19 protein-coding genes, 1 tRNA gene and 1 pseudogene are annotated in these 22,870 nt (G+C 72.3%); 7 read left to right on the top strand and 14 right to left on the bottom strand.

Annotated elements, in window-relative coordinates; translation table 11 throughout:
* Nucleotides 1–37 precede the first annotated feature (37 nt).
* Both ACOQFB_RS09235 and ACOQFB_RS09230 read right to left on the bottom strand, forming a co-directional pair.
* Nucleotides 38–3,123: pseudogene (locus ACOQFB_RS09235) on the bottom strand (efflux RND transporter permease subunit).
* A 12-nt stretch (nucleotides 3,124–3,135) separates the two neighbouring features.
* The gene (locus ACOQFB_RS09230) at nucleotides 3,136–4,236 is read right to left on the bottom strand and encodes an efflux RND transporter periplasmic adaptor subunit (protein ID WP_421610359.1); all 1,101 of its coding nucleotides are present in this window, start codon (nucleotides 4,234–4,236) and stop codon (nucleotides 3,136–3,138) included.
* A 281-nt stretch (nucleotides 4,237–4,517) separates the two neighbouring features.
* On the opposite strand from ACOQFB_RS09230, the gene ACOQFB_RS09225 reads away from it, so the two are divergent.
* Complete coding sequence (locus tag ACOQFB_RS09225; RefSeq protein ID WP_421610358.1) at nucleotides 4,518–5,093, top strand: TetR/AcrR family transcriptional regulator; 576 nt, start codon at nucleotides 4,518–4,520, stop codon at nucleotides 5,091–5,093.
* Nucleotides 5,094–5,106: 13 nt separating this feature from the next.
* Here the strand turns inward: ACOQFB_RS09225 and map are convergent, their stop codons facing one another.
* Nucleotides 5,107–5,856, bottom strand: a complete 750-nt coding sequence (gene map / locus ACOQFB_RS09220; RefSeq protein WP_421610357.1) for a type I methionyl aminopeptidase — start codon at nucleotides 5,854–5,856, stop codon at nucleotides 5,107–5,109.
* A gap of 144 nt (nucleotides 5,857–6,000) precedes the next feature.
* Here map and ACOQFB_RS09215 point away from each other — a divergent pair, with 144 nt between their 5' ends.
* A complete protein-coding gene (locus ACOQFB_RS09215) occupies nucleotides 6,001–6,273 on the top strand; it encodes a LysR family transcriptional regulator (RefSeq protein WP_421610356.1) in 273 nt (90 codons plus the stop codon).
* A 73-nt stretch (nucleotides 6,274–6,346) separates the two neighbouring features.
* Here the strand turns inward: ACOQFB_RS09215 and ACOQFB_RS09210 are convergent, their stop codons facing one another.
* Nucleotides 6,347–6,727 carry a hypothetical protein gene (locus ACOQFB_RS09210; RefSeq protein ID WP_421610355.1) on the bottom strand — a complete coding sequence of 127 codons (381 nt, stop codon included), beginning with the start codon at nucleotides 6,725–6,727 and terminating at the stop codon, nucleotides 6,347–6,349.
* Nucleotides 6,728–7,272: 545 nt separating this feature from the next.
* On the opposite strand from ACOQFB_RS09210, the gene ACOQFB_RS09205 reads away from it, so the two are divergent.
* Nucleotides 7,273–11,226: a hypothetical protein gene (locus tag ACOQFB_RS09205; protein ID WP_421610354.1), complete on the top strand. Its 3,954-nt coding sequence runs from the start codon at nucleotides 7,273–7,275 to the stop codon at nucleotides 11,224–11,226.
* 757 nt (nucleotides 11,227–11,983) lie between these two features.
* Here ACOQFB_RS09205 and ACOQFB_RS09200 read toward each other — a convergent pair.
* Nucleotides 11,984–12,057: transfer RNA gene (locus tag ACOQFB_RS09200), tRNA-Arg, on the bottom strand.
* A 99-nt stretch (nucleotides 12,058–12,156) separates the two neighbouring features.
* Nucleotides 12,157–12,438 (bottom strand): YciI-like protein, encoded by a 282-nt coding sequence (locus tag ACOQFB_RS09195; RefSeq protein WP_421610353.1) that lies wholly within the window; start codon nucleotides 12,436–12,438, stop codon nucleotides 12,157–12,159.
* 194 nt (nucleotides 12,439–12,632) lie between these two features.
* On the opposite strand from ACOQFB_RS09195, the gene ACOQFB_RS09190 reads away from it, so the two are divergent.
* Both ACOQFB_RS09190 and ACOQFB_RS09185 read left to right on the top strand, forming a co-directional pair.
* A complete protein-coding gene (locus tag ACOQFB_RS09190; RefSeq protein WP_421610352.1) occupies nucleotides 12,633–12,770 on the top strand; it encodes a hypothetical protein in 138 nt (45 codons plus the stop codon).
* A 270-nt stretch (nucleotides 12,771–13,040) separates the two neighbouring features.
* A complete protein-coding gene (locus ACOQFB_RS09185) occupies nucleotides 13,041–14,630 on the top strand; it encodes a methyl-accepting chemotaxis protein (RefSeq protein WP_421610351.1) in 1,590 nt (529 codons plus the stop codon).
* A 3-nt stretch (nucleotides 14,631–14,633) separates the two neighbouring features.
* Here the strand turns inward: ACOQFB_RS09185 and ACOQFB_RS09180 are convergent, their stop codons facing one another.
* The 3 genes from ACOQFB_RS09180 to ACOQFB_RS09170 all read right to left on the bottom strand — a co-directional run bounded on the left by ACOQFB_RS09180 (nucleotide 14,634) and on the right by ACOQFB_RS09170 (nucleotide 17,164).
* Entirely contained in the window at nucleotides 14,634–15,521 is an 888-nt protein-coding gene (locus ACOQFB_RS09180; protein WP_421610350.1) for a class I SAM-dependent methyltransferase, read from the bottom strand.
* A gap of 94 nt (nucleotides 15,522–15,615) precedes the next feature.
* A complete protein-coding gene (locus ACOQFB_RS09175) occupies nucleotides 15,616–16,617 on the bottom strand; it encodes a cupin domain-containing protein (RefSeq protein WP_421610349.1) in 1,002 nt (333 codons plus the stop codon).
* A gap of 64 nt (nucleotides 16,618–16,681) precedes the next feature.
* On the bottom strand, nucleotides 16,682–17,164 hold the full coding sequence (locus ACOQFB_RS09170) for an adenosine-specific kinase (protein WP_059436805.1): 483 nt from the start codon (nucleotides 17,162–17,164) through the stop codon (nucleotides 16,682–16,684).
* A gap of 212 nt (nucleotides 17,165–17,376) precedes the next feature.
* Here ACOQFB_RS09170 and ACOQFB_RS09165 point away from each other — a divergent pair, with 212 nt between their 5' ends.
* On the top strand, nucleotides 17,377–17,964 hold the full coding sequence (locus ACOQFB_RS09165; protein WP_059436808.1) for an HPF/RaiA family ribosome-associated protein: 588 nt from the start codon (nucleotides 17,377–17,379) through the stop codon (nucleotides 17,962–17,964).
* An 87-nt stretch (nucleotides 17,965–18,051) separates the two neighbouring features.
* On the opposite strand, the gene ACOQFB_RS09160 is transcribed toward ACOQFB_RS09165, so the two are convergent.
* Nucleotides 18,052–18,657 (bottom strand): YceI family protein, encoded by a 606-nt coding sequence (locus tag ACOQFB_RS09160; protein ID WP_421610348.1) that lies wholly within the window; start codon nucleotides 18,655–18,657, stop codon nucleotides 18,052–18,054.
* Between the two features lie 196 nt (nucleotides 18,658–18,853).
* Between ACOQFB_RS09160 and pdxH the strand changes: the two genes are divergently transcribed.
* Nucleotides 18,854–19,450, top strand: a complete 597-nt coding sequence (gene pdxH / locus ACOQFB_RS09155) for a pyridoxamine 5'-phosphate oxidase (protein ID WP_421610347.1) — start codon at nucleotides 18,854–18,856, stop codon at nucleotides 19,448–19,450.
* An 81-nt stretch (nucleotides 19,451–19,531) separates the two neighbouring features.
* Here pdxH and ACOQFB_RS09150 read toward each other — a convergent pair whose 3' ends face one another.
* From ACOQFB_RS09150 to ACOQFB_RS09135, 4 genes are all read right to left on the bottom strand, one after another.
* Nucleotides 19,532–19,942: a hypothetical protein gene (locus ACOQFB_RS09150; RefSeq protein WP_494492542.1), complete on the bottom strand. Its 411-nt coding sequence runs from the start codon at nucleotides 19,940–19,942 to the stop codon at nucleotides 19,532–19,534.
* On the bottom strand, nucleotides 19,864–21,297 hold the full coding sequence (locus ACOQFB_RS09145) for a hypothetical protein (RefSeq protein WP_494492541.1): 1,434 nt from the start codon (nucleotides 21,295–21,297) through the stop codon (nucleotides 19,864–19,866). Before ACOQFB_RS09145 ends, ACOQFB_RS09150 begins: the two co-directional genes overlap by 79 nt.
* Before the next feature lie 120 nt (nucleotides 21,298–21,417).
* Complete coding sequence (locus ACOQFB_RS09140) at nucleotides 21,418–22,059, bottom strand: hypothetical protein (protein ID WP_059436801.1); 642 nt, start codon at nucleotides 22,057–22,059, stop codon at nucleotides 21,418–21,420.
* A complete protein-coding gene (locus ACOQFB_RS09135; RefSeq protein ID WP_059436800.1) occupies nucleotides 22,053–22,862 on the bottom strand; it encodes a metallophosphoesterase family protein in 810 nt (269 codons plus the stop codon). The genes ACOQFB_RS09140 and ACOQFB_RS09135 overlap by 7 nt, the downstream gene beginning before the upstream one ends.
* Nucleotides 22,863–22,870: the final 8 nt, after the last annotated feature.

Here is a 22,870-nt window from a genome sequence, read left to right as displayed (position 1 = left end):
GCGATCTCCTGTGAACGGATCCGGGGCGGGCGCGGGATCAGGTCCCGGTGGGCCGCTCCACCTCGGGCGGCGCCTCGAGCAGCTCGACGCGCGGGCCGCGCTTCAGCCGGTCGAGCAGCCGGTAGAACACCGGCACCACCACCAGGGTGAGGAGGGTCGAGGTGACGAGGCCGCCGATGATGGCGATGGCCATGGGGACGCGCATCTCGGCGCCGTCGCCGCGCGCCAGGGCCACCGGCACCATGCCCGCGATCATCGCGATGGTGGTCATGAGGATGGGGCGGAGGCGGATCGGGCCGGCCTCGAGGAGCGCGTCGCGGGCGGACCGGCCGCGGGCCCGGAGCTGGTTCGCGAACTCGACCAGCAGGATGCCGTTCTTCGTCACCAGGCCCATCAGCATGATGACGCCGATGAGCGCGAAGATGGACATGAACTGGCCGGTGGCGAGCAGCGCGCCCAGCGCGCCGATCACCGCGAACGGCAGCGAGAGCATGATGGTGAACGGGTCCACCAGGCTGCCGAACTGCGCCGCCAGGATCATGTAGACGAGCACGATGCCCAGGGCGAGCGCCTGCAGGAAGGCGCCGGCGGTCTTGCCCAGCTCCTTCCCCTGCCCCTCGAAGTCGGTGATGACCGTCTGCGGCAGCTCCTGCGCGGCGAACGCCGCGAGGTCCTGCATCGCCGCGCCGAGGCTCGCGCCGCGCGGGAGGTCGGCGAGCAGCGTGATCTGCCGGAGCTGCTCCTGCCGGTCGATCTGCGAGAGCGTCGGCTCGTCCACCAGGGTGGCGACGTTCCGCAGCTCCACCAGCTGGCCCGGCGCCGAGCGCACGGTGAGCTCGCCGATCCGGTCGGCGCCGCGCGCGTCCTGCGGGAGCTTCAGGCGGATGTCGTAGCTGTCGGTGCCCTGGCGGAACTTCGCGAAGTCGTCGCCGCCGAGGTAGGCGCGGAGCGAGGTGCCGATCGTCGCCACGGGGATGCCCAGCGAGGCCGCGCGGTCGCGGTCGATCCGGACGGTCACCTGCGGCTTGCCCGGCCGGTAGGTGGAGTCCACGTCGGAGAAGCGCGGGCTCGCCGCCATGTGCGCGCGGACCTTCTCCGCCGCGGCGACCACCTCGGCCCAGTCGTGGCCGCGGACGTTGAACTGCACCGGCTGGGGGCGCGAGCCGCCGCCGGCGACCGCGGCGAAGTCCTGGACCGAGACCGTGGCGTCGGCCGGCCGGCGCAGCCCGGTGCGCAGCCACGCCTTCAGCTCCTCCTGCGAGAAGGCGCGCTCCCGGATCGGCACCATGCCGACGATCAGCTCGCCCTTGTGCACCTCCTCCTGCACCCCGCCGCCGGCGGTCGCGAACACGTGCGTCACGCCGGGCACCGCCTGGAGCTGCGTGCGCAGCGCCTCCAGCTCGCGCGCGGTCCGCTCGAGCGGCGTGCCGGCGGGGAGCTCGAGCGCCACCTTCAGCTCGCTCGTGTCCTGCGCCGGCATGAAGGTGAACTGCAGGAAGCGGCCCAGGGCCACCGTCGCGAGCAGCAGCGCGACCGCGATGGCGAGCGTGGCCGGGACGTGGTCGAGCGCCCAGCCGAGGACGCGGCGGTAGAAGCGCTCCACCGCCGAGAGCGCCCGCTCCACGGCGCGGGAGATGCGGCCCGGCTCGCCGTGCGCGCGGAGCACGTAGGCCGAGGCCATGGGGGTGAGCGTCATCGAGACGAGGTAGGAGATGGCGACCGCCACGGCGACGGTCATGCCGAACGCCGAGAAGAACCGGCCGACGATGCCCTCCATGAACGCGACCGGCACGAACATGGCGAGGACGGCGAGCGTCACGGCCAGCACCGCGAGCGCGATCTCCTTCGTGCCCGCGTGCGCCGCCTTCGCGGGCGGCGCGCCGTGCTCGGCGTGGCGGCTGATGTTCTCGATGACCACGATGGCGTCGTCGATGAGCAGGCCGATCGACAGCGTCAGCGCGAGCATGGTGATGACGTTGAACGTGTAGCCGAGCCCGTGCATGACGGCGAACGTGCCGATGACCGAGGTCGGCAGCGCCAGCGCGGACACGATGGTCGTGCGCCAGCTCCGCAGGAACACGAGCACGATCGCCACGGCGAGCAGGCCGCCCAGGATCAGGTCCTCCTGGACGCCGCGGATGGAGGCGCGGATGAACTTGGAGTTGTCGCGCACCACCCGGAGCTGCGCGCCCTCGGGGAGCAGCTTCTCCAGGCTCGACAGCGCCCCGGTGACGCGCTCGGCGACCTGCACGGTGTTCGCGCCCGACTGCTTCTTCACCACCAGCGCCACGGCGGGCCGGCCGCCGTCCGCCGCGGACGACCGCGCCTCGGCGGGCCCGTCCACCACGTCGGCGACGTCGCGGAGCCGCACCGGCGCGCCGCCCGGCGTGGCCACCACCAGGTCGCGGAGCTCGTCCACGGAGCGCGCCTCGCCGCTCACCTTCACCACCGCCTCGGCGCGCGGGTCCTCGGCGCGGCCGGCGGGGACGTCCACGCTCTGGCCGCGGACCGCCTGCGCGACCTCGGAGGCCGCCACGCCGAAGGTGCGCAGCCGGGCCGGGTCCACCACGATCCGGATCTCGCGCTTGCGCCCGCCCACCACCTCCACCGAGCCCACCCCGCCCTGCCGCTGCAGCGCCGGCTTGAGCTCGTCCTCGGCGAGCCGCGTCAGCTCCTCGGGAGGGACCGGCCCGGAGAGCGCCAGCGTCAGGATGGGCGCGGCGCCCACGCCAGCTTCTCCACCACCGGGAGGTCCGCGTCGGCCGGGAGCTTCGACAGCGTGGCCTGGACGCGATCGCGGACGTCCTGCGCGGCGACGTCCACCTTCGTCTCGAGCGAGAACTGGAGGATCACCTGCGACACCGACTCCACGTTCACCGAGCGCATGCTCTCCAGCCCGGCGAGGCCGTTCAGCGCCTCCTCCAGCGGATCGCTGACGTCGCGCTCGATCGACTCCGGGTCGGCGCCGGCGAGGACGGTGGTGACCGTGACGACCGGCACGTCCACGTCGGGGAGCTGGTCCACGCCGATCTTCGGATAGGCGTTCAGGCCGAAGACCACCACCGCGAGGACGAGCATCGCGGTGAAGACGGGCCGGGTGATGAAGGTCTTGATCGCGTCCATGGCTCGCTCCCGTTACTTCGCGACCGCGACGCGGGCGCCGTCGCTCAGCCCCGCCACGCCCTCGACCACCACCGCGTCGCCCGAGCCCACCCCGGCGCGCACGCGCGTCCACTGCGGCGTGACCGCCTCGGCCTGCACCTCGCGGCGGCGCGCCACGCCGCCCTCCGCGACCCACACGAACCGGCGCGCGCCCTCCCGCACCACCGCCTGCGCCGGCACGAACGGCCCCTGCGCCGCCGACGAGCCGCCCAGGTCCACCTCGGCGAGCCCGCCCGAGCGCAGGGCGCCGGCGCCCGCCCCGGCGCGCACGTCCGCGAGCACCTCGACCGACCGGGTCTGCGGATCCACCGTCGCGCCCACGCTCGTCACCCTGGCCTCGAACGGCGCGCCGCCCGGGATGCTCCGGCCGCGCAGCACGGCGCCCGCCTTCAGCGGATCCACCAGCCCCTCGGGCACGGCGAGCCGCACCTCCAGCGCGTCCGACGCGACGACGGTCGCGATCGGCGTGGGCGGCATCATCGACACGTAGTCGCCGACGTTCCTCGCGCGCGCCGTCACGACGCCGTCGAACGGCGCCCGGACCACCAGGTCGCGCAGCGTCTGCTCCAGCAGGCGCACCTGCGCGTCCGCCTGCTCCAGCGAGGCCTCCGCCTGCTGCGCGCCCGCGCGGGCCTTGTCGAGGAGCGCCGGCGCGGCCGCCTCGGCCTGGGCGAGCTGCTCGGTCCGGCCGAGATCGGTCCGGGCGTCGTCGCGGACGGCGAGCGCCATCTTCCGCGCGGCGCGGGCCTGATCGAGCTGGATGGCGACCGTGGCCGCGTCGAGCTCGACGATCGGATCGCCCTTGCGGACCCGGTCGCCCACCTGCGCGCGCACGCGCACGATCGTGCCCGCCGCCTTGGCGGAGACGGTCGCCTGCAGCTTGGCGCGCAGCTCGCCGGTGGCGCGCGCCGTCTCGCCCTCCAGGCGGTCGATCGGGCGCTCGGCGCGCACGGCCAGGGCGGGCGGCTCCGCCTTCGCGGTGGGCAGCGCCGCGGCGTCGCCGCGGGAGCAGCCGAGCAGCGTGGCCGCGGCGAGGGTGGGGGCGAACAGGAGGAATCGGCGGGACTGGGTCATCGGGGGCCTCGGGGCGGGCGCGGTGCGCGTCCGGCGTTAACGCAACTCAGCGGTGGCGTTAAGATGCACGGACTCGTACTTAAACGCAACTATGAAGTTGCGTTATGCTGTATATGTCGATTTTTTCAGGTGTTTATCGAACGCAGCTCTCAGCGTTCAGTTGCGTTTGGTTGCTTCACTAACGCACCCAGGTTACGATCCGGGGCGCCATGGAACGTGCCCGCCCCTCCCCCCCTTCCAGCGAGCCGCGCCGCAGGACCGGCGGCCGGAGCGCGCGCGTCGTGAACGACGTCCTGGACGCCGCGCTCGACGTCCTCGCCCGCGCCGGCTACGCCGCCATGACGTTCGACGCCGTCGCCGCGCGCGCCGGCGTCTCGAAGACGACCGTCTACCGGCGCTGGCCCACCAAGCCGGACCTGGTCCGCGCCGCGCTCCTGCGGCTGGTGGACGTGTTCCCGAAGGCCCGGGACACCGGCACGCTCCGCGGCGACCTGATCGAGCTCGCGCGCGTGCGGCTCCTCGACGACTCACGGGAGCGCGAGCGCGCCATCGGGCTCATGCGCGCGAACCTGGGCGACCTCGACGACCAGGAGCTCCGGGCCCTGGGGCGCCTCGTCACCGAGCGCGCGCACCAGCCCATCGTCGCCGCGGTGGAGCGCGGCGTCGCCCGCGGCGAGCTTCCGCCCGGGACCGACCCGGCCCTGGTGCTCGAGCCGATCTTCGCGACGCTCCAGTTCCGCGTGTTCGTCATGAACGAGGAGCCGGACCTCCGCTCCGCCGAGCAGCTCGTCGACCTCGTGCTCGCCGGTGCGCGCGCGGGCGCGGCGGTCCGGGCCGGCGCCGCGGACGCGCGGTAGCCGCCCCCGGCGCTCAGCCGGTCGTCACCTCGCAGCCGTCGCGCGTCACGACGACCGTGTGCTCGAACTGCGCCGAGGGGCTCCCGTCCGCGGTGACCACGGTCCACCCGTCGGCGAGCAGCCTCACCTCCGGCCGGCCCAGGTTCACCATCGGCTCGATGGTGATGGCCATGCCTGCCGCCAGCCTCACGCCCTGCCCCCTCGGACCGACGTGCATCACCGTGGGCGGGCCGTGCATCGCCTTGCCGATGCCGTGCCCGCCGTAGTCGCGCACCACGCTGCAGCCCTCCGCGCGCGCGAGCTCCTCGATGGCTGCGCCGACGTCCCCGAGCCGCACGCCGTGCCGCACCACCGCCACCCCCGCGTCCCGGCAGCGGCGGGCGACCTCCACGACGTGCCGCGCGTCCGGGGAGACCTCGCCGATGCAGAAGGTGGCCGAGGTGTCCCCGTGGAAGCCGTCGAGGAGCGTGGTCACGTCCACGTTCACGATGTCCCCGGGCTGCAGGCGCTCGTCGCTGCGCGGGATGCCGTGGCACACGACGTCGTTCCGGCTCGTGCAGACCGCCGCGGGGAAGCCGTGGAACCCGAGCTGGCTGGGCCTGCCGCCCCGGCGCGCCGTGTCCTCGCGGACCCAGCGGTCGATGTCCGCGGTGGTGATCCCCGCGGTGAGGCGCCCGGCCACGTGCGCCAGCGTCGCCGCGGCCGCCGCGCCGGCGCGCCGCATGCGCTCGATGCCGAGCGCTCCCAGGAGCGGAATCCCCATGCCGGGCAAGGTGCCAGCGCCCGCGCAGGCGATCCAATGCCGTCTCGGTATCGAGGACCCCGCGCGCGGGCCCGCCTTCCTGCCGGAGGCCGGCCCGCCGCGGGGCCCTGACGCGCGAGCCGCCCTTCGGGTACGTTCGCCCTCGTGAGCCTCACGTACATCCAGTCCTTCGTCGCGGTCGCCGAGGAGGGCCACGTCGGCCGCGCCGCCCGGAAGCTTCACCTCACGCAGCCGCCGCTGTCCCGCCACATCCTCGCGCTAGAGGACGAGCTCGGGACCCGTCTCTTCGAGCGGACGCCGCGCGGGATGAGGCTCCTACCGGCCGGCGAGGTCTTCCTGTCCCACGCCCGGCGCATCCTCGCCGAGGTGGACACCGCCATCGAGCGCACGAAGGGCGCGGGCACGAGCGAGCGCTGAGGCCGGAGCGCGCATCTGCGCCAGGCGGGTCGAGACGGTGAAGTACGCGTCGCGAGGATGAGCGGCCCTGCGCCTACGGCGCCCGCGCGAGCGCGACCGTGCTCGGCGAGTAGGTGACGCAGCTCGCGCAGCCGCAGGCATCGATCTCGCCCCCCGCGGGCGTGAGCACGACCGCCTTCGAGGCGTAGCCGGGCGCGGCGACCTCGAGCGACACGGGCTCGACGGGAAGCTGCTCGGCGGTGGTGCACCGGGTCACGCCGCCGCTGTCGGCGCAGGTCCAGGTCACGCTGGCGCCGACGACCGTCGCCCCCGGCACCGGGCCCGAGCTCACCGCGTCCTCGACGGTGAGTGCGCCCCAGTGCGGGCAAGGCGAGCAGACGGGGCACTCGTCCTCCCCGCAGCCTGCCGCGTTCACGCCGAGGAGCAGGAGAACCGCAACCAGTCGGGCTCGCATGCGGGCATGCTATCACCCTCGGTGAACGCGTCAAGGCGGATGGACGCGTCGCCACCGGCACGCGCCGGCTTGCTGTGGCCTTCCCTACCTCGCTGGACCGTTGCGGCCCCGTTGGCCCTGGGATGGTGGAGGTTACAGGACGGGTCCCACGGTCGTGAACGTTCTGGACAAGTTACTCGGCCCCTTCGCCGCCCGCAGTAACCAGGGTGATCCTCCTCTTCGAATCCTCCACGCCGACGCCAGCACGCCGCCCGATCTTGAGGCGCGCGGTCCGCTGCGGGGGCTTGAGCCACTCGCGGTTGGTCGGCAACTCGGGAAGCAACCTCAAGCGGAGATGCGGATGAGCCCTCGCCTCGGTCCACCCTGCCGAATCGAACACCTGAGACACGCAAGCGCTCGAGCGGACTGCACATTGTCCATTTACACGCTTAGCGCCACATGCTGATATACGCAGAGTGCACCATCCGCTCCGCGTCCCGCCCAGCCCATGAGCGACCGCAAGGCAGCACGAGCAAGCACCGCCGCTGCGCCGAAGGGGAACGAAGATGCCCTCTGCCTATGACCTGACGAACCTCGACCCACGCTCATTCGAGCACCTTTCGAACGCGATAGCGATGCGCATCCTCGGGGCCGGCCACACAGGCTTTGCGCCTGGACCCGACGGCGGACGCGACGGATACTTCCACGGGCCTGCGCCGTATCCGAGCAACGTCAATCGATGGGACGGGACTTGGTACATTCAGGCCAAATTTCATGCTCCGCACCTGTCGCACGATCCCCAGAAATGGCTGCTCGATCGCATTCGTGAGGAGCTAAAAGCCTTTCGCAACCCGCAGAACTCGCGGGAGTGGCCCGACAACTGGATTATTGTAACAAACGTTGATCCCACCCCGACCCCCAAAACCGGCTCTTTCGACCGAGCGCGGACGCTCGTACGAAATGCTAGACGCAAACTGGTCGACCATTTTGATATCTGGGGCGGCACAAAGCTTGTCGAGTTCCTCAGTCAGTTCCCCGACATCGCCGCAAAGTATGGGCACTTCCTCTCGCCTGGGCATGTAATCTCGAAGCTTTACAGCGAACTGGGGGATGCTAGAGCGAGCGGTGAAGCGATCGTACGACACCTTATTGTGTCAGGACTCGAAGACCACAAGCACACAAAGCTCGAGCAGGCGGGCTCCGAAGCGGACAAGCGCCCAGGCATTCACAATCTGTTTGTCGACCTGCCATTCCGCTGCGCCGAGCACGAACTGACTGGTCTCGCAACGCAGTTCCTCGCAACCGCGGCGTCGCAGGTTCAGCGGCTAGACCCGAATCCGCCCACAGCAGACACATGGCTTCAATGGAGGCGCCATCCGTCGCGCGCTCCCGTTTGGTTCATCAAGGGAGGCCCGGGTCAGGGCAAGTCGACGATCGGGCAGTACTTCTGCCAGATCCAGCGGGCAGCACTCGTCCTCCAGGGCGACGGCCTAAACGTGCATCCCGAGGTTCGCCAACTCGCACAGGAGATCCGAACCTCTCCCAATGCCCCCGCCGTTTGGCCCACGGTTCCGCGAATCCCGATTCAACTTGAGTTGAAGGAATACGCAAAGTGGTACGCAGAAAGGCGAGGCCCCGATCCACGCGGAGTCCTGACGTACGTTTCCGCCCTACTTTCCGCACAAATCGAGCAACCCGTCGCAGTGGGTACGCTGCGGCGCCTGCTGGCGGCTCGTTCTTGGGTTGTGGTCTTCGACGGACTGGATGAGGTTCCAGCAGCAGTAAAGGACGCCATTGCGAAGGAGGTCCACGCGTTCCTCCGCGACATCTCGGCTGACGCCGACGTTCTGACCATCTGCACATCACGGCCGCAAGGCTACTCCGGCCAGTTCGACTCTCTATACGGGGTCGCTTCCGCGGAACTCGCGAAACTACCGGAGTCCACCGCGTTTAAATGCGGAGCGCTCCTTATAAAGCAAACGCTCCCGCGAGCAGAGTCCGAGAGATCCGTCGAGGTACTCAAGGCCGCGCTGCGTTCGCCGGCCGTCCAGGAACTGATGACGACTCCGCTTCAATCCCACATCATGGCTATCATTGTGCGTGGTGGCCAACGCCCCCCGGAGAAGAAGTGGGAGCTCTACAATAGATTCTATGATGTCATTCGGACACGCGAGGCAAACCGCGAACTCCCGGACCAAGCACTGCGGGCTCTCCTTCGCGAGGATCACGCGCTACTCAAAGCGGTTCACAATCGACTCGGGTTCCTACTCCACTCCGAGGCTGAACGAGCACAAGGGGCGCAAGCCAAACTCAGCAGAGCAGATTTCCGAACAATGGTCGAAACGGTCGTGCGCGAGCAGAAAGATCATTACATCGACGCCATCACAGAGACGGTCCTCAGCGCCACGACCGAGCGACTTGTGCTGATTAGCACGCCCGATGATGGCGCTCACGTCCGATTTGATGTTCGCCAACTACAAGAATACTTCGCTGCCGAGTACCTGTACTACGGCGCAACCCCGGATGCGCTCGGAAGGCGCCTCGAAAACATTGTTGGTGACGCTCATTGGCGCGAAGTCGTGCATTTTCTATTGAGCGCCCTTGCCTTGGGGTCACGCAAAGCCGAACTTGCAGTCGCTTATCAGGCGTTGCGCTCCACGGACGATGGCGAGAGCGAGGGTCTCGATAGCGCGTTTGCCGGAGCGCTAGCGCGTGGCGGTCTCGTTGCCGCTCGACTCCTTCAGGACGGAGTTCTCGAACCAGACAAAGGCGTCCGCAACATCTTCAAGGACATGATGCCTCGCGTTGCCTCGATCCGAGATCCCAATGCGCTCGCCCCACTCTTGTCTGTGCGCGGACCTGCGTCCGAGGCCTGGATCACGGACCAAATGGCTCGGTACTTGCGGGAACTCGACACAAAATCCTCGCTCGGAGCAGCCCTCTACTTGGTTCTGACGATTCGCGACGATCACGCGTTTCTTCCTGCCCTCCTCTCGACCATAAGTGCGGCGCCGGGATGGTATCGCCGCGCACTGCTGGAATCCTTGGTCGCGGCGCCCACTACAGATTCGGCACGCCGACGCTGGGTCGTCGACCTGCTCGCGGACGCCAGCTCCCAGTGGCCCGTCCCGGATTTCGCCGGAGCCCGACTCTTTGCTCGAGCATTCGAGTCACATGACTTGGCGAAAGCCGTGTCTGATAAGCTCGGAGAACGCTTTGGCCCCAGGATCGCAGGCATCTTTAACCTGTACCGCCGCGAGCGCCATTTGCGCCAGGATAACATGGTGCGCGAGGACTACGGCTGGCTCACACTCGCCGTCGCGCCTTCCGGCCCCTTTGACGATCCACAGATCCGCAACTGGGCAAGCCATGCGCATCCAGAAGAGATGACCGGGTTTGTCGGATTCACGGTCGCAGCAACTCACTTTGCTTGTTTTCAAGATAAGCCAAGTTACCTTAGCGTCCTCAGCGCATTAGGAAGCGATTGGTCGGGGCTATACGAACTTCCGTCCGACATTTACATGCGCTTCCCGCGCGTCACAGAGACTACGCCTTCCAAGTTAGCTGATGCCGTAGCAAGTTTGACCGAAGAGCAATTTGCTCATTCTCTTAGTGCTCGGGCATTCGGACATCTTAGATTTGAGGACAACCGCATCTGGGAAATCGGGTCTGGCGAGCGGGACCTGCTGTCGAACGCGAAGATCTCTGCTCTTTTCGCGAAGTATCCTAGGTGGGCCGTAATGTGGTGGGTTCGCCAAGTAGGCGTTGGTGAGGCCCTTGCGCTTTCAGGCGACGTGACCAATGAAGCCGTCACCGTGGCTCTTCAGACCGCCGCGGCTCGACGCGAACTTGCCGCACCGGTTTGGGGATTGGCCTTCGGCGCGTCTCGGGGTGGCGCAGCGCTCCGAGAGAAGGTTGTCGCGGACGGATTCAACCCTGAACTGGGATATGGTCCTTGGTGGATTGACGACGAGATTCAGTTTCGCCCCGTTGTTCTCGACTTGCCGAAAGAGGTGCGCCTGCTTCCAAGACTGGCCAGCGACGTAATTTCAGCTCACAACTCATTCGGTACGGATATAGCGTTCCGGCGTGGGCGGTTGACGGGGCGGGATGAACGTCTGCAAGCCTGCTGCTCGCTAGTCCAGGCCTACGTACCCCGCGCCCGAGATCTCGACGACGTCCTCGTCGACAGTGCGCATCCCGCAGAGGTCCGGGCCGCCGCAGCGTTGCTGCTCATGCTCCATCCACTCGGCGATCGCTCAGCGCCTTCTCGCTACCCGGAACTATTCACTGAAAGCGCCGCTGTCGGTCACAGCGCGGGCGGGGCGCTTGCGCTAGCGGTCGACCTTCTTCACATCGAACGCGAGCCGACCATTGCTCCTATTTTGGGCGCGGTCGTCGAGGCCATGCCAGGTGATAGCATAGACTGGAGGCGGTGGAATCTGTTGCTTGCTCGGTGGCGCGAGAGATCGAATGCGCCCGTCACCTCCAAGGGAGTCGCGCATTTCCTTGCAGAGTAGAGGACGCCCTCGCAATCAGTCGACCTCGCGACGGGAGCGAAGGACAACCGTCGGGTGGGCCTCTGCTCGATCAAGCCACCCCGGGGGACCAGCCGCCGGCCGACGCGGCGGTGGCAGCGCGCGAAAGGACGAACTGGGCCGTGCTCTCGTTCACTGCGAGCGCCTCGGTGGCCTTCCGCTGCGACAACCCCCGGCGACAAGGCCGCGGAGTTTCTCGACCTCGACCGGCATAGGCGCGCGTGGACGCCCGAGCAGTTTCCCCTTGCGGCGAGCGCGCGAGGCCCGCCTTGGCCTGGCGATCAGGTTCCCGCGCTCCATCGTCGGCCATCCAGCCGAAGATGCCGACGAGGAGTCCGCGCGTCTGCCCGTCTGCCCGGCATCCTCGACCGACGACTCGCGCACGGAGAAGCACGCGGCGCCGTAACCGCCGAACTTCGCGAGTCGGTTGATGCACTTGCACATGCCGCGGTCGAGGCGGTCGAGGTTGACCATGGCCACCGCCCGCACGCGGCCCGTGCGCGTCTTCCATGGGGCGGCCGAGGACCGGGAGCGCCTTCCGCGCGGAGCCCTGCTCCCCGTAGAACACGGGCGCAAAGCCCTACGCCACCACGAGCCGAGACGACCACGCGGTACATGCACGTAAACGCTGGGGCGCCGACGGAGAGGCCATCGGGGCACTCGACGCAGCGCGGGGAGACGTGGGGGAGACGGGCAGTGCCGCCCAGGAAATCGGGAGGCAGATCGCGCAGTAGAGTAGTGGCCCCGGCGGGACTCGAACCCACGGCCTACGGTTTAGGAAACCGCCGCTCTATCCAGCTGAGCTACGGGGCCGGCCTTGCGAAGGCCTGGGCTTACCACAACCCCGGCGCCAGCGGGAGCAGGACGCCGGGCCCGCGGCGAGGCTCCGGGGCGGGCGGCGGTCCTCCCCGGCTACTGCCCCTCCCCGCCCACCACCACGGTCCACGGGCGGACGCGCCAGGACGTGACCAGGCCGTTCCGCACGTACGGGTCGGCGCGCGCGAACGCCTCGACCTCCTCGGCGCCGTCGGCCTTGAAGACGAGGAGCGCGCCGTCGGGTGGATCGAAGGCGCCGGCCAGGAGGAGGCGCCCCTCCTCCCGGGCCTTCCGGGCCGCCGCGAGGTGCTCGTCGCGGAACGCCGCCCGGCGCTGGACGTAGTCGGGGACCGTCTCGTACAGGAGCGCGAAGTACATGGCCTTCGTATACCCGCGGTCCGCCGCCCCGGCACGAAGCAACGGGCCGGGCGAGGCGGGCCGCGAAGGGGGGCGAGCGCCGGCGGGCGGATGTCGGATGGCGCCGCCCTTTCGAGCGCGGGAGGCGGTCGCTACACTGCCCCTCCCCCGCCCTCGCCGTCACCACCCTCACGGCCCTCGGCACCGGCTGCGCCGTGCAGCTCCCCGTGCAGCGCCGCTCCGTCCAGTCGGTCCAGCCCGCGGCCGCCTCGAAGAAGTGCCCGCCGGGCCACCAGTGGAGCGACGGCACCTGCCACGACACGGGCAAGGGCCGCGATCGCGGTCGGCGCTGAGCGTACGCCCGGCGTCCGCCGCGCCGTGCGGACGCCGTCGCGCCTCGGCGCCGGACGTCGCGGCTGCCTCCCAGGCGAGCGGCGGCGCCGCCGCGGTCGGGCGGCCTACCGCACGGATCGTGCGGCGGGTGGGCCGCGCCCCCGGGTGGCGGGCCCGGGTCGGCCCGCCGCGGCGGAAAACCGCCTCCCCTCCGCCGTCCTTCTGCGAGAAACCTGCGCCCCCTCGACGCACGCGCGGCGGTCCTCGCCGCGCCGCAGGAGCCGCCCGCCATGGTCCGCAACTGGAAGATCTCCTCGCGGCTCGCCGCCGCCTTCGCCGGGCTCATCGCGATGATGGTCGCGGTGGGCGCGCTGGGCGTCTCCCGGATGCGGCTCCAGTCGCAGGCGCTGGAGCGCGTCGTGAGCCAGCGCTACGCGCTGGTCGAGAAGGCGGGCGTCTGCGTCCAGACCACCGAGTCGAGCACGCGCGCGAGCTGGCAGCAGTTCCTGTTCGCCGGGATCTACACGCAGGCGCAGCTGGACGCGCTCGGCGCCGTGCTGGCCCGGAACAAGCGCGACTGCTCCGCCGCGATCGCGTGGCTCGACGGCGCGCTCTCCACGCCGGAGGAGCAGGCGCTGTACCGGCGGGTCGGCGAGCTGCGCGGCCCGTACCAGGCGACGCGCGACGAGGTCGCGAAGGCGTTCGCCGCGGGCCGGCGCGAGGAGGCCGCGGCGCTGTTCCAGCGCGAGCTGATGCCGCGGCTCGAGGCCTACCGCCAGGGCTGGATGGACCTCGTGGCGCTGGAGAAGCGCTACATGGTCGAGACGGTGGAGCAGGAGGCGGAGCGGACGCGGGTCGCGCTCCTCGCGATCGGCGGCCTCACCGCCGCGACGCTCCTCCTCGCGGTGGGCGTGGCGGTCGCGATCACCCGCAGCATCGTGCGCCCGCTCGCCGGCGCGGTGGGCGTGGCGACGCGGATCGCCGAGGGCGACCTCACCGCGCGCATCGCGCCGCACGGCCGCGACGAGGTCGCCGCGCTCGAGGGCGCCATGCGCGGCATGGCCGAGCGCCTGGCGGGCGTGCTCGGCGAGGTGCGGGGCGGCGCCGACGCGCTCGCCTCCGCCGCGGGGCAGGTGTCCGCCACCTCGCAGGCGCTCTCGCAGGGCACCGGCGAGCAGTCGGCCTCGGTGGAGGAGACCACCGCGAGCCTGCAGGAGATGAGCGCCTCGATCGAGCACAACTCGCGCAACGGCCAGGAGGCGGACCGCATCGCGACCGCCGGCGCGGCCGACGCCGAGGCGTGCGGCCGCGCCGCGGCGGAGACGGTGGACGCGATGCGGGCCATCGTCGAGCGGATCGGGATCGTGGAGGAGATCGCCTACCAGACCAACCTGCTCGCGCTGAACGCCGCCATCGAGGCGGCGCGCGCCGGCGCCCAGGGGCGCGGCTTCGCGGTGGTGGCGGCGGAGGTCCGGAAGCTGGCGGTGCGCAGCCAGACCGCGTCGGCCGAGATCGGCGGCCTCGCCGCGCGCTCGATGGACAGCGCCGCCCGGAGCGGCGAGCTGCTGAAGGCGCTCGTCCCCACGATCCAGCGCACCGCCGCGCTGGTCCAGACCGTCGCCGCGGCGGGCCGGGAGCAGGCGGCCGGCGTCGCCCAGATCAACGGCGCCATGCGGCGGGTGGACGACGTGGCGCAGCGCAACGCGTCGGCGTCGGAGGAGCTCGCCTCGACCGCCGAGGAGCTGAGCACCCAGGCCGAGGCCCTGCAGGCCCTGGTGGCGGTGTTCCGGCTCGACGCCGCGGCCCGCCCCGGCAGCGCGGCGCGCCCGCCGGCGCACGCCGCACCGGCGCGGCCGCTCCTCGCGGCGACGCCGCGGTAGCGGCTATCCCTCGGCCTGCGCCTGGACCGTGCCCGCCTCCGCGGCCGCGCCCCTCGAGGCGGCCCGCGCGGCATTCCGCAGGTGCCCCTCCAGCACCGCCATCCCGCCCAGGCGCGCGAGGCCCGGCACGGCGAGCGCGACCCAGTCGGCGAGGCAGAGACCGTCGGCGGCGGCGCGGCGCAGCGGGCCCGCCGACTCGTAGGCGCCGCCGGGCAGCAGGAAGCGGTTCAGCCGTCCGGCGAACGAGAACGGCCGCACCCGCAGATCGGGCACCCAGCGGCGGATCCGCCGCAGCTCCGCCTCGCGGAGCGGCCGCTCGTCGGGCGTGCCGTCCGGCGGCACCGGCAACAGCAGGCGCAGCCTCCGAAGCCCGGGGACGCGATCGACCGGCTCGGAGAACAGGAAGCGCGCGTCCCGCCGCGCCGCCCGGGCCAGGCACCGCAGCACGCCGTCGAGGTCGTGCAGCACGTGGTGCAGGACGCCGTCGCCCCAGATGACGTCGAACGCCGCCTCGGGGAGGTCAACCTGCTCCAGCGGCGCGCACACGAACTCGGGCGGCTCGGCCAGGCCGGCCCGCGCCGCCCGCCGCCGCGCCAGCTCGACGGACCGGGGCGAGAGGTCCACCGCGGTGACGCGCGCCCCGTGCGATGCGAGCAGGATGGCGTTGTCCCCGAGCCCGCACCCCACGTCGAGGATGCGCAGCCCGCGCACCTCGCCGAGGCGCCGGAACCGGTACTCCTTGTTGAACCAGAAGCGGGCGGGCCGGCGGTACCGAGCCACCACCGCCGGGTCGAGCCGCCACCCGGCGCGCTCGAGCGTCGCCGCCTGTGCGTCGAAGTACGCTGCCTCGGAGCGGTGGATCTCCTCCGGGTGACGCGCCTGATCCGCCATGGCCCCTCCGCCGTCCGCGACGATCCCAGGCTCATACGCTCAGTGTCATCCGGCAACGCCGCGGTCCGGGCCGCCCGCACGTGGGGCCTCCCCGCTAGGCCCCCTTTCCCTCCAGCGCGGCGTCGACCGGGAAGGTCATGGCGCTGCGCGTGCCCACGAACGTCTTGCGCAGGCCGAGCTCGGGCATGTCCACGATCTCGAGCGTCTCGCGCGACCAGGCGTCGCCGCCCTGCAGGTACACCAGCTCGGCGTCGGCCGCGGCGCGGACGTTGTGCGGCTCGCCGCCGGGCGGGAAGCCCAGGAAGTCGCCGGGGCCGATGGGCTCCTCGCGATCGCCGAGGAGCGCGACGCCGCGGCCGGAGAGCACGTACATCCACTCCTCGTCGTGGCGGTGCACGTGCCGGACGAACGAGTCCCGCCCGGCCGGCACGGCGGCGATCCCGGCCGAGATGCGCTTCAGCGCGGGGCGCGAGAGCCACTGGAGGCGGACCTCGGACCGCGGGTTCTGGGGGTGCGAGTACGGCCGCGCCGCGGCCCGCTCGCCGGCGCGGACGAGCAGCCGGGGCGGCGCGCCGGGCGGCGGCAGCCCGAACAGCTCCCCCGGCGGCTCGACGCCGGGGGGCAGGAACGGCACCTCGGCGTCGAGCGGGTAGACCGCATGGCGCGTCCCGGTGCGGACCAGGCGCCGCCCGAGCTTCGGGAAGTCGGCCACCTCCACGTCCGGGATCACCTCGCCGCCCTCGAGCAGCCACAGGCGCGCGCCGGCGGAGCCGTTGCGGACCTGGTGCGCCACGCCGGGCGGGAACGCGACGAAGTCGCCCGCGGCGATCGGGTGGTCGGTCCCGTCCAGCTCGACCACGCCCTGCCCCTCGAGCACGTACGCCCACTCCTCCTCGCGGTGGTGCAGGTGGTAGACGGCGCTCTCCTTGCCGGGCTCGAGGAAGGCGAGGTTCACCGCCACGCGCCCCAGCCCGGCGGCGCGCGAGAGCATCCAGCCGTGCACCTCGGCGCGCGGGTTGTACGGGTGACCGGCGGTGTGGGCGGGGCCGCGCTCGCTGGCGCGGATGAGGACGCGGGGCACGGTGGCGTCGGGCATGCGGATCCGATACCTCGACCCGTGCCGCGCGCGCCACCGGCGAGGCGGGGGCCCGCCCCGCGGCTCAGAGCTTGTAGCCGAAGCGACGCAGCAGCGCCTTCCGCTCGGCGACGTCGGCCTCGCCCTCCACGCCGAGCGGCGCGCCGCCGTCCACCACCCCCACGATCCCGCGCCCGGTCGCGGTCTGCGCCACCAGCACCTCGACGTCGTTCGCGGTCGCGCAGAAGACGGTGCACACCTCCGGCACCGCCTTCAGCGCGTTGAGGACGCTCACCGGGAACCCCTCGCGCAGCAGCACCACGAACGCGTGGCCGGCGCCGATCGCCTGCGCGTTCCGGACGGCGAGGTCCACCAGGTCCGGCGCGTTCCCGGACCGCCGCACCAGCCGCGGCCCGGACGCCTCGCAGAACGCGATCCCGAAGCGCAGCGCGGGCGCGCTCTGCGCCAGCACCTCGTGCAGGTCCTCGACGGTCTTGATGAAGTGGGCCTGGCCCACCACCACGTTCACGTCCTCCGGCTTCTCGAGCCGGACCGCGGCGAGCTCCATGGCGTCCTCCTTCCGGCGCCCCCCAGCATGCCCACGGGGCGGCCCGGGCCGCGGCGGCCGCGCCGCGCGCACTTGGGTTGCGACGCCGCGCGCACGCGGACGGGGGAGCGGGCGCACGCCCGGCCGGCCGCGTGCGCGCCGCCCGCGATCGGCTCCCCGAAGGACCCCGACGCGCGCCGGGGGGCGCGCGTACGATCGCGATGGAGGTGACCATGGAGACCCCGCTCCAGCTGGCGTGGATTCACGTGGAGCCCTCCGAGCCGCTGGCCGAGCGCGTGCGCGAGGCGGTGCGGCGGCTCGAGCGATTCCACGGGCGCATCACCGGGTGCACGGTCGCGCTGGAGGCGCCGAGCCGGCACCACCGGAACGCCGGCGCCCAGTACCGGGTCCGCATCGAGCTGAGGTTCCCGGGCGGGCGCGCCGTGGTCGGCCGCGCGCCGCCGAAGAGCCGCGACCGCGCCGACCTGTACGCGGCGCTGAACGCGGCGTTCCGGGACGTGCGGCGCCAGCTCGAGGACCGGCAGCGGCGCATGGACGGCCGCGTGAAGGCGCACGAGGCGCCGCCGCACGGGGTGGTCGCGCGGATCTTCCACGGCGAGGGCTTCGGGTTCCTGCGGACGCCGGACGACCGCGAGATCTACTTCGACGCGCGCAGCGTGCTGCGCGGCGGCTTCGAGCGGCTGGAGATCGGCAGCCCGGTGCGCTTCGTGGAGGAGCCGGGCGACGAGGGGCCGCAGGCGAGCACGGTCGCGCCGCTCCGGCGGCGGGCCGCGGCGCCCGCGGCGCCGGCGCAGCGCTGACCGGCGCGCGATCGCGAACGCCGAAAGGCACCGGGCCGGCCCGCGCGTGGCGAGCTGGCCCGGCGACGGCGATCGTGCAGCGAGGAGCTACTTCGACGCCGTCTTCGGCTGATCCTTCACGACCTCGAGGTCGAGCGTGATGGTGACCTGGTCGCCGACGGCGGGGCCCGCCTCGACCATCTTGTTCCACACCAGCCCGAAGTCCTTGCGGTCCACCTTGGTGGTGGCGGCGTAGCCGCGGCGCGTCTCGCCGCCCATGCCCTTCACCTCGGGCGACGCGGTCACGTCGAGCGTCACCGGGCGGGTCACGCCGTGCATGGTGAGGTCGCCGGTGACCTTCAGGCCGTCCTTGCCGGCCTTCGCGACCTTGGTGGACCTGAAGGTGATGGTCGGGTACTTCGCGACGTCGAAGAAGTCGGGCGACTTGAGGTGCGTGTCGCGATCCGGGACCTGCGTGTCGATGCTGTTCACGTCGATGGTGGCCTCGACCGTGGACTTCGCCAGGTTGGCCTCGTCCAGCACCACCTTGCCGGAGAGCGTGGTGAACGAGCCGCGCACGGTGGAGATGACGAGGTGCTTCACCGCGAAGCCGGCGTTCGAGTGGGAGGCGTCGAGGGTCCAGGTGCTGGGCGCCGCCAGGGCGAGCGCGGGGGCCAGGGCGAGGGCGAGGCCGGCGGACAGGAGCTTCTTCATGGGGGGCGATTCCTTTCGGTCGTTGGTGGGCGGGGGCGTCGCCGCCCGTCCGGACGCCCCGTGATCTGGCATCGTTCCTTGCGACGCGCAGCAAGCCGTTCCGCACCTCTCTGTTGCGAAGGTGGAACGATGCCCCCGGCGTCGCCCGCCGCGCGCGCCGCTTGAAATCGCGCGCGGGGGCGGCAAGAACGCGGGCATGCCCCTCCCGCCGAGCGCCGCCCCCGACCCCATCGCCCGCTTCCTCGACGCGCTCGCCCGCGCCGCGGCCGCCTCCCCGCACGACGCCACCGCCGCCGCGCTCGCCACCGCCGACGCGCGCGGCGCGCCCTCGGTGCGGATGGTGCTGGTGAAGTCCGCCGACGCGCGCGGCTTCCCGTTCTTCACCAACCGCGAGAGCCGCAAGGCGCGCGACCTCGCCGCGAACCCGCGCGCCGCGCTCTGCTTCCACTGGCCGGCGCTGGAGGAGCAGGTGCGCGTCGAGGGCGCGGTCACGCCGCTCCCCGACGCCGAGGCCGACGCGTACTTTCGCGGCCGGCCGCGGGAGAGCCGCGTGGGCGCCTGGGCGTCGAGGCAGAGCGCGCCGCTCGGCGACCGCGCCGAGCTGGAGGCGGCGGTCCGCGAGGTGGAGGCGCGCTTCCCGGGCGAGGAGATCCCGCGCCCGCCGTTCTGGGGCGGCTACCTCGTCGCGCCCGAGCGGATCGAGTTCTGGCGCTCGGGGCCGGGCCGGCTGCACCACCGCACCGTCTACGTGCGGCGGGGCGACGGCTGGGAGGTGGGCGCGCTGCAGCCCTAGCGCGCCATCCGCCCGCCCCTCGACAGGCTCGGGGCGATCCTTCGACGGGCTCAGGGTGAGCGGGTCGACGTGAAGGGCGCCCTACCCGCCGCCGGCGCAGGCGCAGCTGCCGCGCGAGGCGCCGGGCTCGACGTGGCAGGCCCAGTCCGCCTCCTTGCCGCCCAGCGCCTGCGCGCACTCGCCGGCGCTGGCGCAGCCGCCCGCGGGCACGGTGCCGAGGTACTCGGCCGCGTAGGTCTCGCCGGGGTTCGCCACGCACGCCGCCGACGGGTCGATGGAGATGCACTGCGAGGTGCCGGCCGCGAGGCAGGCCGGGGTGGTGCTCGGGTCGTCGCAGGCGACGAAGCACCAGTCGGTGCCGTAGGCGCAGGTCCGGCGCGTCGTCCCCGAGGCGTCGGCGATGCGGAGGTTCGTCACCGCGCGGGCCGCGGGCAGCGTGGGGAGGCGCAGGCCGTCGAGCGGGCGCGCCAGGTCCGCGATGGCCGAGAGCACCGGGCCGAACGTGCTCGGCGGGTAGGCGTCGCACACCGTGCCCTCGACCACGCCGATGCCGCGCGCGCGGAGCTGGTCGCCGAGCTGCAGGAAGCGCTCGCCGGCGGCGAACGCGCCGCCGCAGGCGGGCGCGGCGGGGTGGCAGGTGAGCGGCGGCGCCACCGGGCACGAGGCGGTGCCGCTGCACGAGTCGGCCGCCGCGTAGATCCGTCGGCGCAGCGCACGCTCGACACGATGAACGCCGCGCCCAGGTCGGCGGGGCCGTCGGCCCGCACCAGCGAGGCGAAGAACGACGCGTAGTCGGAGACCGGGAACTCGCGCTGCGCGCCGGCCGGCTGGTGCTTGTCGAGGACGCACGCGTCCGCGCCCGGCGTGGAGGTCGCCATGGGCACCGGCGCGGCGGCGGGGCTGGAGCAGTCGTCCTCGTCGCCCACCCACACCACCACCAGCTTCGCCCCTGCCCGCGGGAACGTGCCGGGCGCGACGCCGGGGAGCTGGCCGGCGAGCGCCTTCTGCAGCGCGAGCCGCCCCGCCTCGAGCCCCTGCTCCTGGCCCGAGCCGCAGCTCCCGACCTTGATGTTCTGCGCGAACTGCTGGACGAGCTGCGTCAGCCGCGCGTCCTGTGCCGCGGTGCCCCAGGAGGCCCAGTCGAGCTCCTTCGCGAACTCGAGGATGCGCGGGTTGCCGGGAGCGGACACGAGCGCGCCGCCGGGGTACGGGGCGCCGGCGACCGCGTAGCCGGGCGTGCAGAAGGACGACGACGGGAACGGGTTCGAGTAGGCGGTCTGCAGCGTGGTGCAGGCGTCGCCGGGCGCGCAGCCGGCCCCGGCGGCGGTGCAGTCGCTGGGCGCGCAGCACTGCTGCTTCGAGCCGGTCACGCGGAGCCCGTCCGCGTCGAGCACCGGGGTGGTCACGCACACCTGCCCGCCGCCGCAGCCCGCGGCGGTGCCCGGCGTGCACGAGGCCACGTCGGTGCAGGCCGAGGTGCGGCAGCACTGGTTGCCGCCGCTCCCCGCCACGCACGACCGGCCGTTCGGCCCGGCCCAGAACACCGACGTGGTGGTCACCGCGATCCGGAAGTCCACCGGGTCGAGGCCGCGGGCGGCGCGCGCCGTGTTGGCCTGGACCATCCGCGTGATGAAGTCCTTGAAGCTGGCGGCGAGGCCGTCCTGCTTCGGGTCCATCGACGGGGAGTCGTCCACCACGAACAGGATGTCGGCGCTCGAGACCTTCGAGAGCTGCACCCGCACGCTGCCGGGCTGCAGCAGGCAGTGGCCGACCGGGCTGAAGTTGTAGTCGTTGCACCCCGCGGCGGCGGAGGCGAGCAGCGCGAGCAGGATCCCGCGGCGAACCATGCCCGACGAGATGAAGCTCGCCCGCCCGTGCGGCAACGGCCCGGAAGCCCGCCCTGTGCGAGGGATGCCGCGCGCCGAGCGCGCGCACGCGCGCCGCCCGGGCGCTCGCCCGCCGGGCCCCTACAGCCGGACGCGTGCACCCGCCGTGAAGCTGAACACGTCCGCGGGCCCGATGGTCCGCGGGTTGGCGGCCCACACCCGGAGCATGTGCCCGAGCGCCACGCCCTCCACGTAGATCGACACCGGCACGTCCAGGTAGCGCTTCGGGACGGCGAGGCTGGTCCCGAGCGTCAACCCGGGGTGCAGCGCCGTCGGGACCGGGTAATAGCCGTTCGGGTACCGGCTGGGCTGGACGATGAAGTAGTCGCCGCCGAGCAGGTAGGTCACCTGGAGCCCGACCGTGAACGGGCGCGCCTTCCAGCCCTGCCCGAGGCGGACGATCCAGGGCGACCAGGTCACCTTGGCCGAGAGCTGGTAGATGTCGGTGCCGCCCACCGACTCCGGCACCCACCCGAACAGGAGATCCCCGAGCACGTGGTCGTCGCGCCAAGCGTGGCCGCCGCCCACCGCGAGGAGGCCCACGTTCCCCGCGAACTGCGCGGTGAGGTGGTCCGGGAGCAGCCAGTGGCGATCGCCGCCCTCGTCGCGCTCGTAGGCGCGGTCGAGCGAGGCGTGCTCGGCCTCGGCCCGCGCGGGCGCGGGGGGCGCGACGGCGGCGGCGAGCGCCGTGAGGAGCGCCAGGGCGCGGGCGGGCCTCACCACGACACCTGCTCCACCAGCGGCTCGCCCGCGGCCGGCAGCGTGAGGAGCAGGATCGACCGCCCGGTGAGCGCGTCGGCGGTCCAGAGCCGCACGCCGGACTCCTCGCGCACCCCGTACCGGTGGACGTGCGCGTAGAACGAGTCGGTCACGCCGCGCGCGGCCAGCAGGTCGAGGTACGGCTGGCGCAGCGCCGCGTTGAAGTCCTCGTGCCAGGGCGGCACGTGCGCCACCACCACCGCGCGGTCGTGCGCGCCGTCCGGCGCGAGCTGCGCGTCGAGCCACTCGAGGTCCGGCACGTCCTCCGGGAAGCCGTACTCGCGCGCGTTCGTGTCGAGCAGCACGAAGCGGGTGCGACCCCAGGTGAACACCAGGTTCCGCGCGCCGAACATCCGGTCGTAGATCGCGTCGCCGCCGCCGAGCATGTCGTGGTTGCCGAGCACCACCAGCCACGGCACCCGCAGCCGGGCGAAGACGTCGTGCATCAGCTCGTACTCGCGGAGCAGGCCCAGGTCGGTGAAGTCGCCGAGCTGGATCGCGAACGACACGCCGTCCAGGCCGTTGACGAGCCCGACCGCGTCCTCGGCCTCGTCGAACGCGAGCTGCGTGTCGCCGAGGAGGGCCACGCGGAGCGGCTCCGCCGGCGGCGTGGCGAGGAGCGCCCCCACCGCCTTCCGGTTCAGGCCCTTGTTCTCGGGGAGCGCGTACGGGCTGTACTCGAGGCACCCCGACGCCAGCACCGCCAGCGCCGCGACCGCGCCGAGCGGGCTCCGGACGGACGCGAGGAGGTGGGGCCACAGGGACATGCCCCTCC

The organism is Anaeromyxobacter sp. Red801, assembly GCF_049201065.2.
In the GTDB taxonomy this organism is placed as follows: Bacteria; Myxococcota; Myxococcia; order Myxococcales; family Anaeromyxobacteraceae; genus Anaeromyxobacter.
Note: the sequence above shows the minus strand (reverse complement) of the source record. Positions and strands in the feature narration are given on the sequence as shown.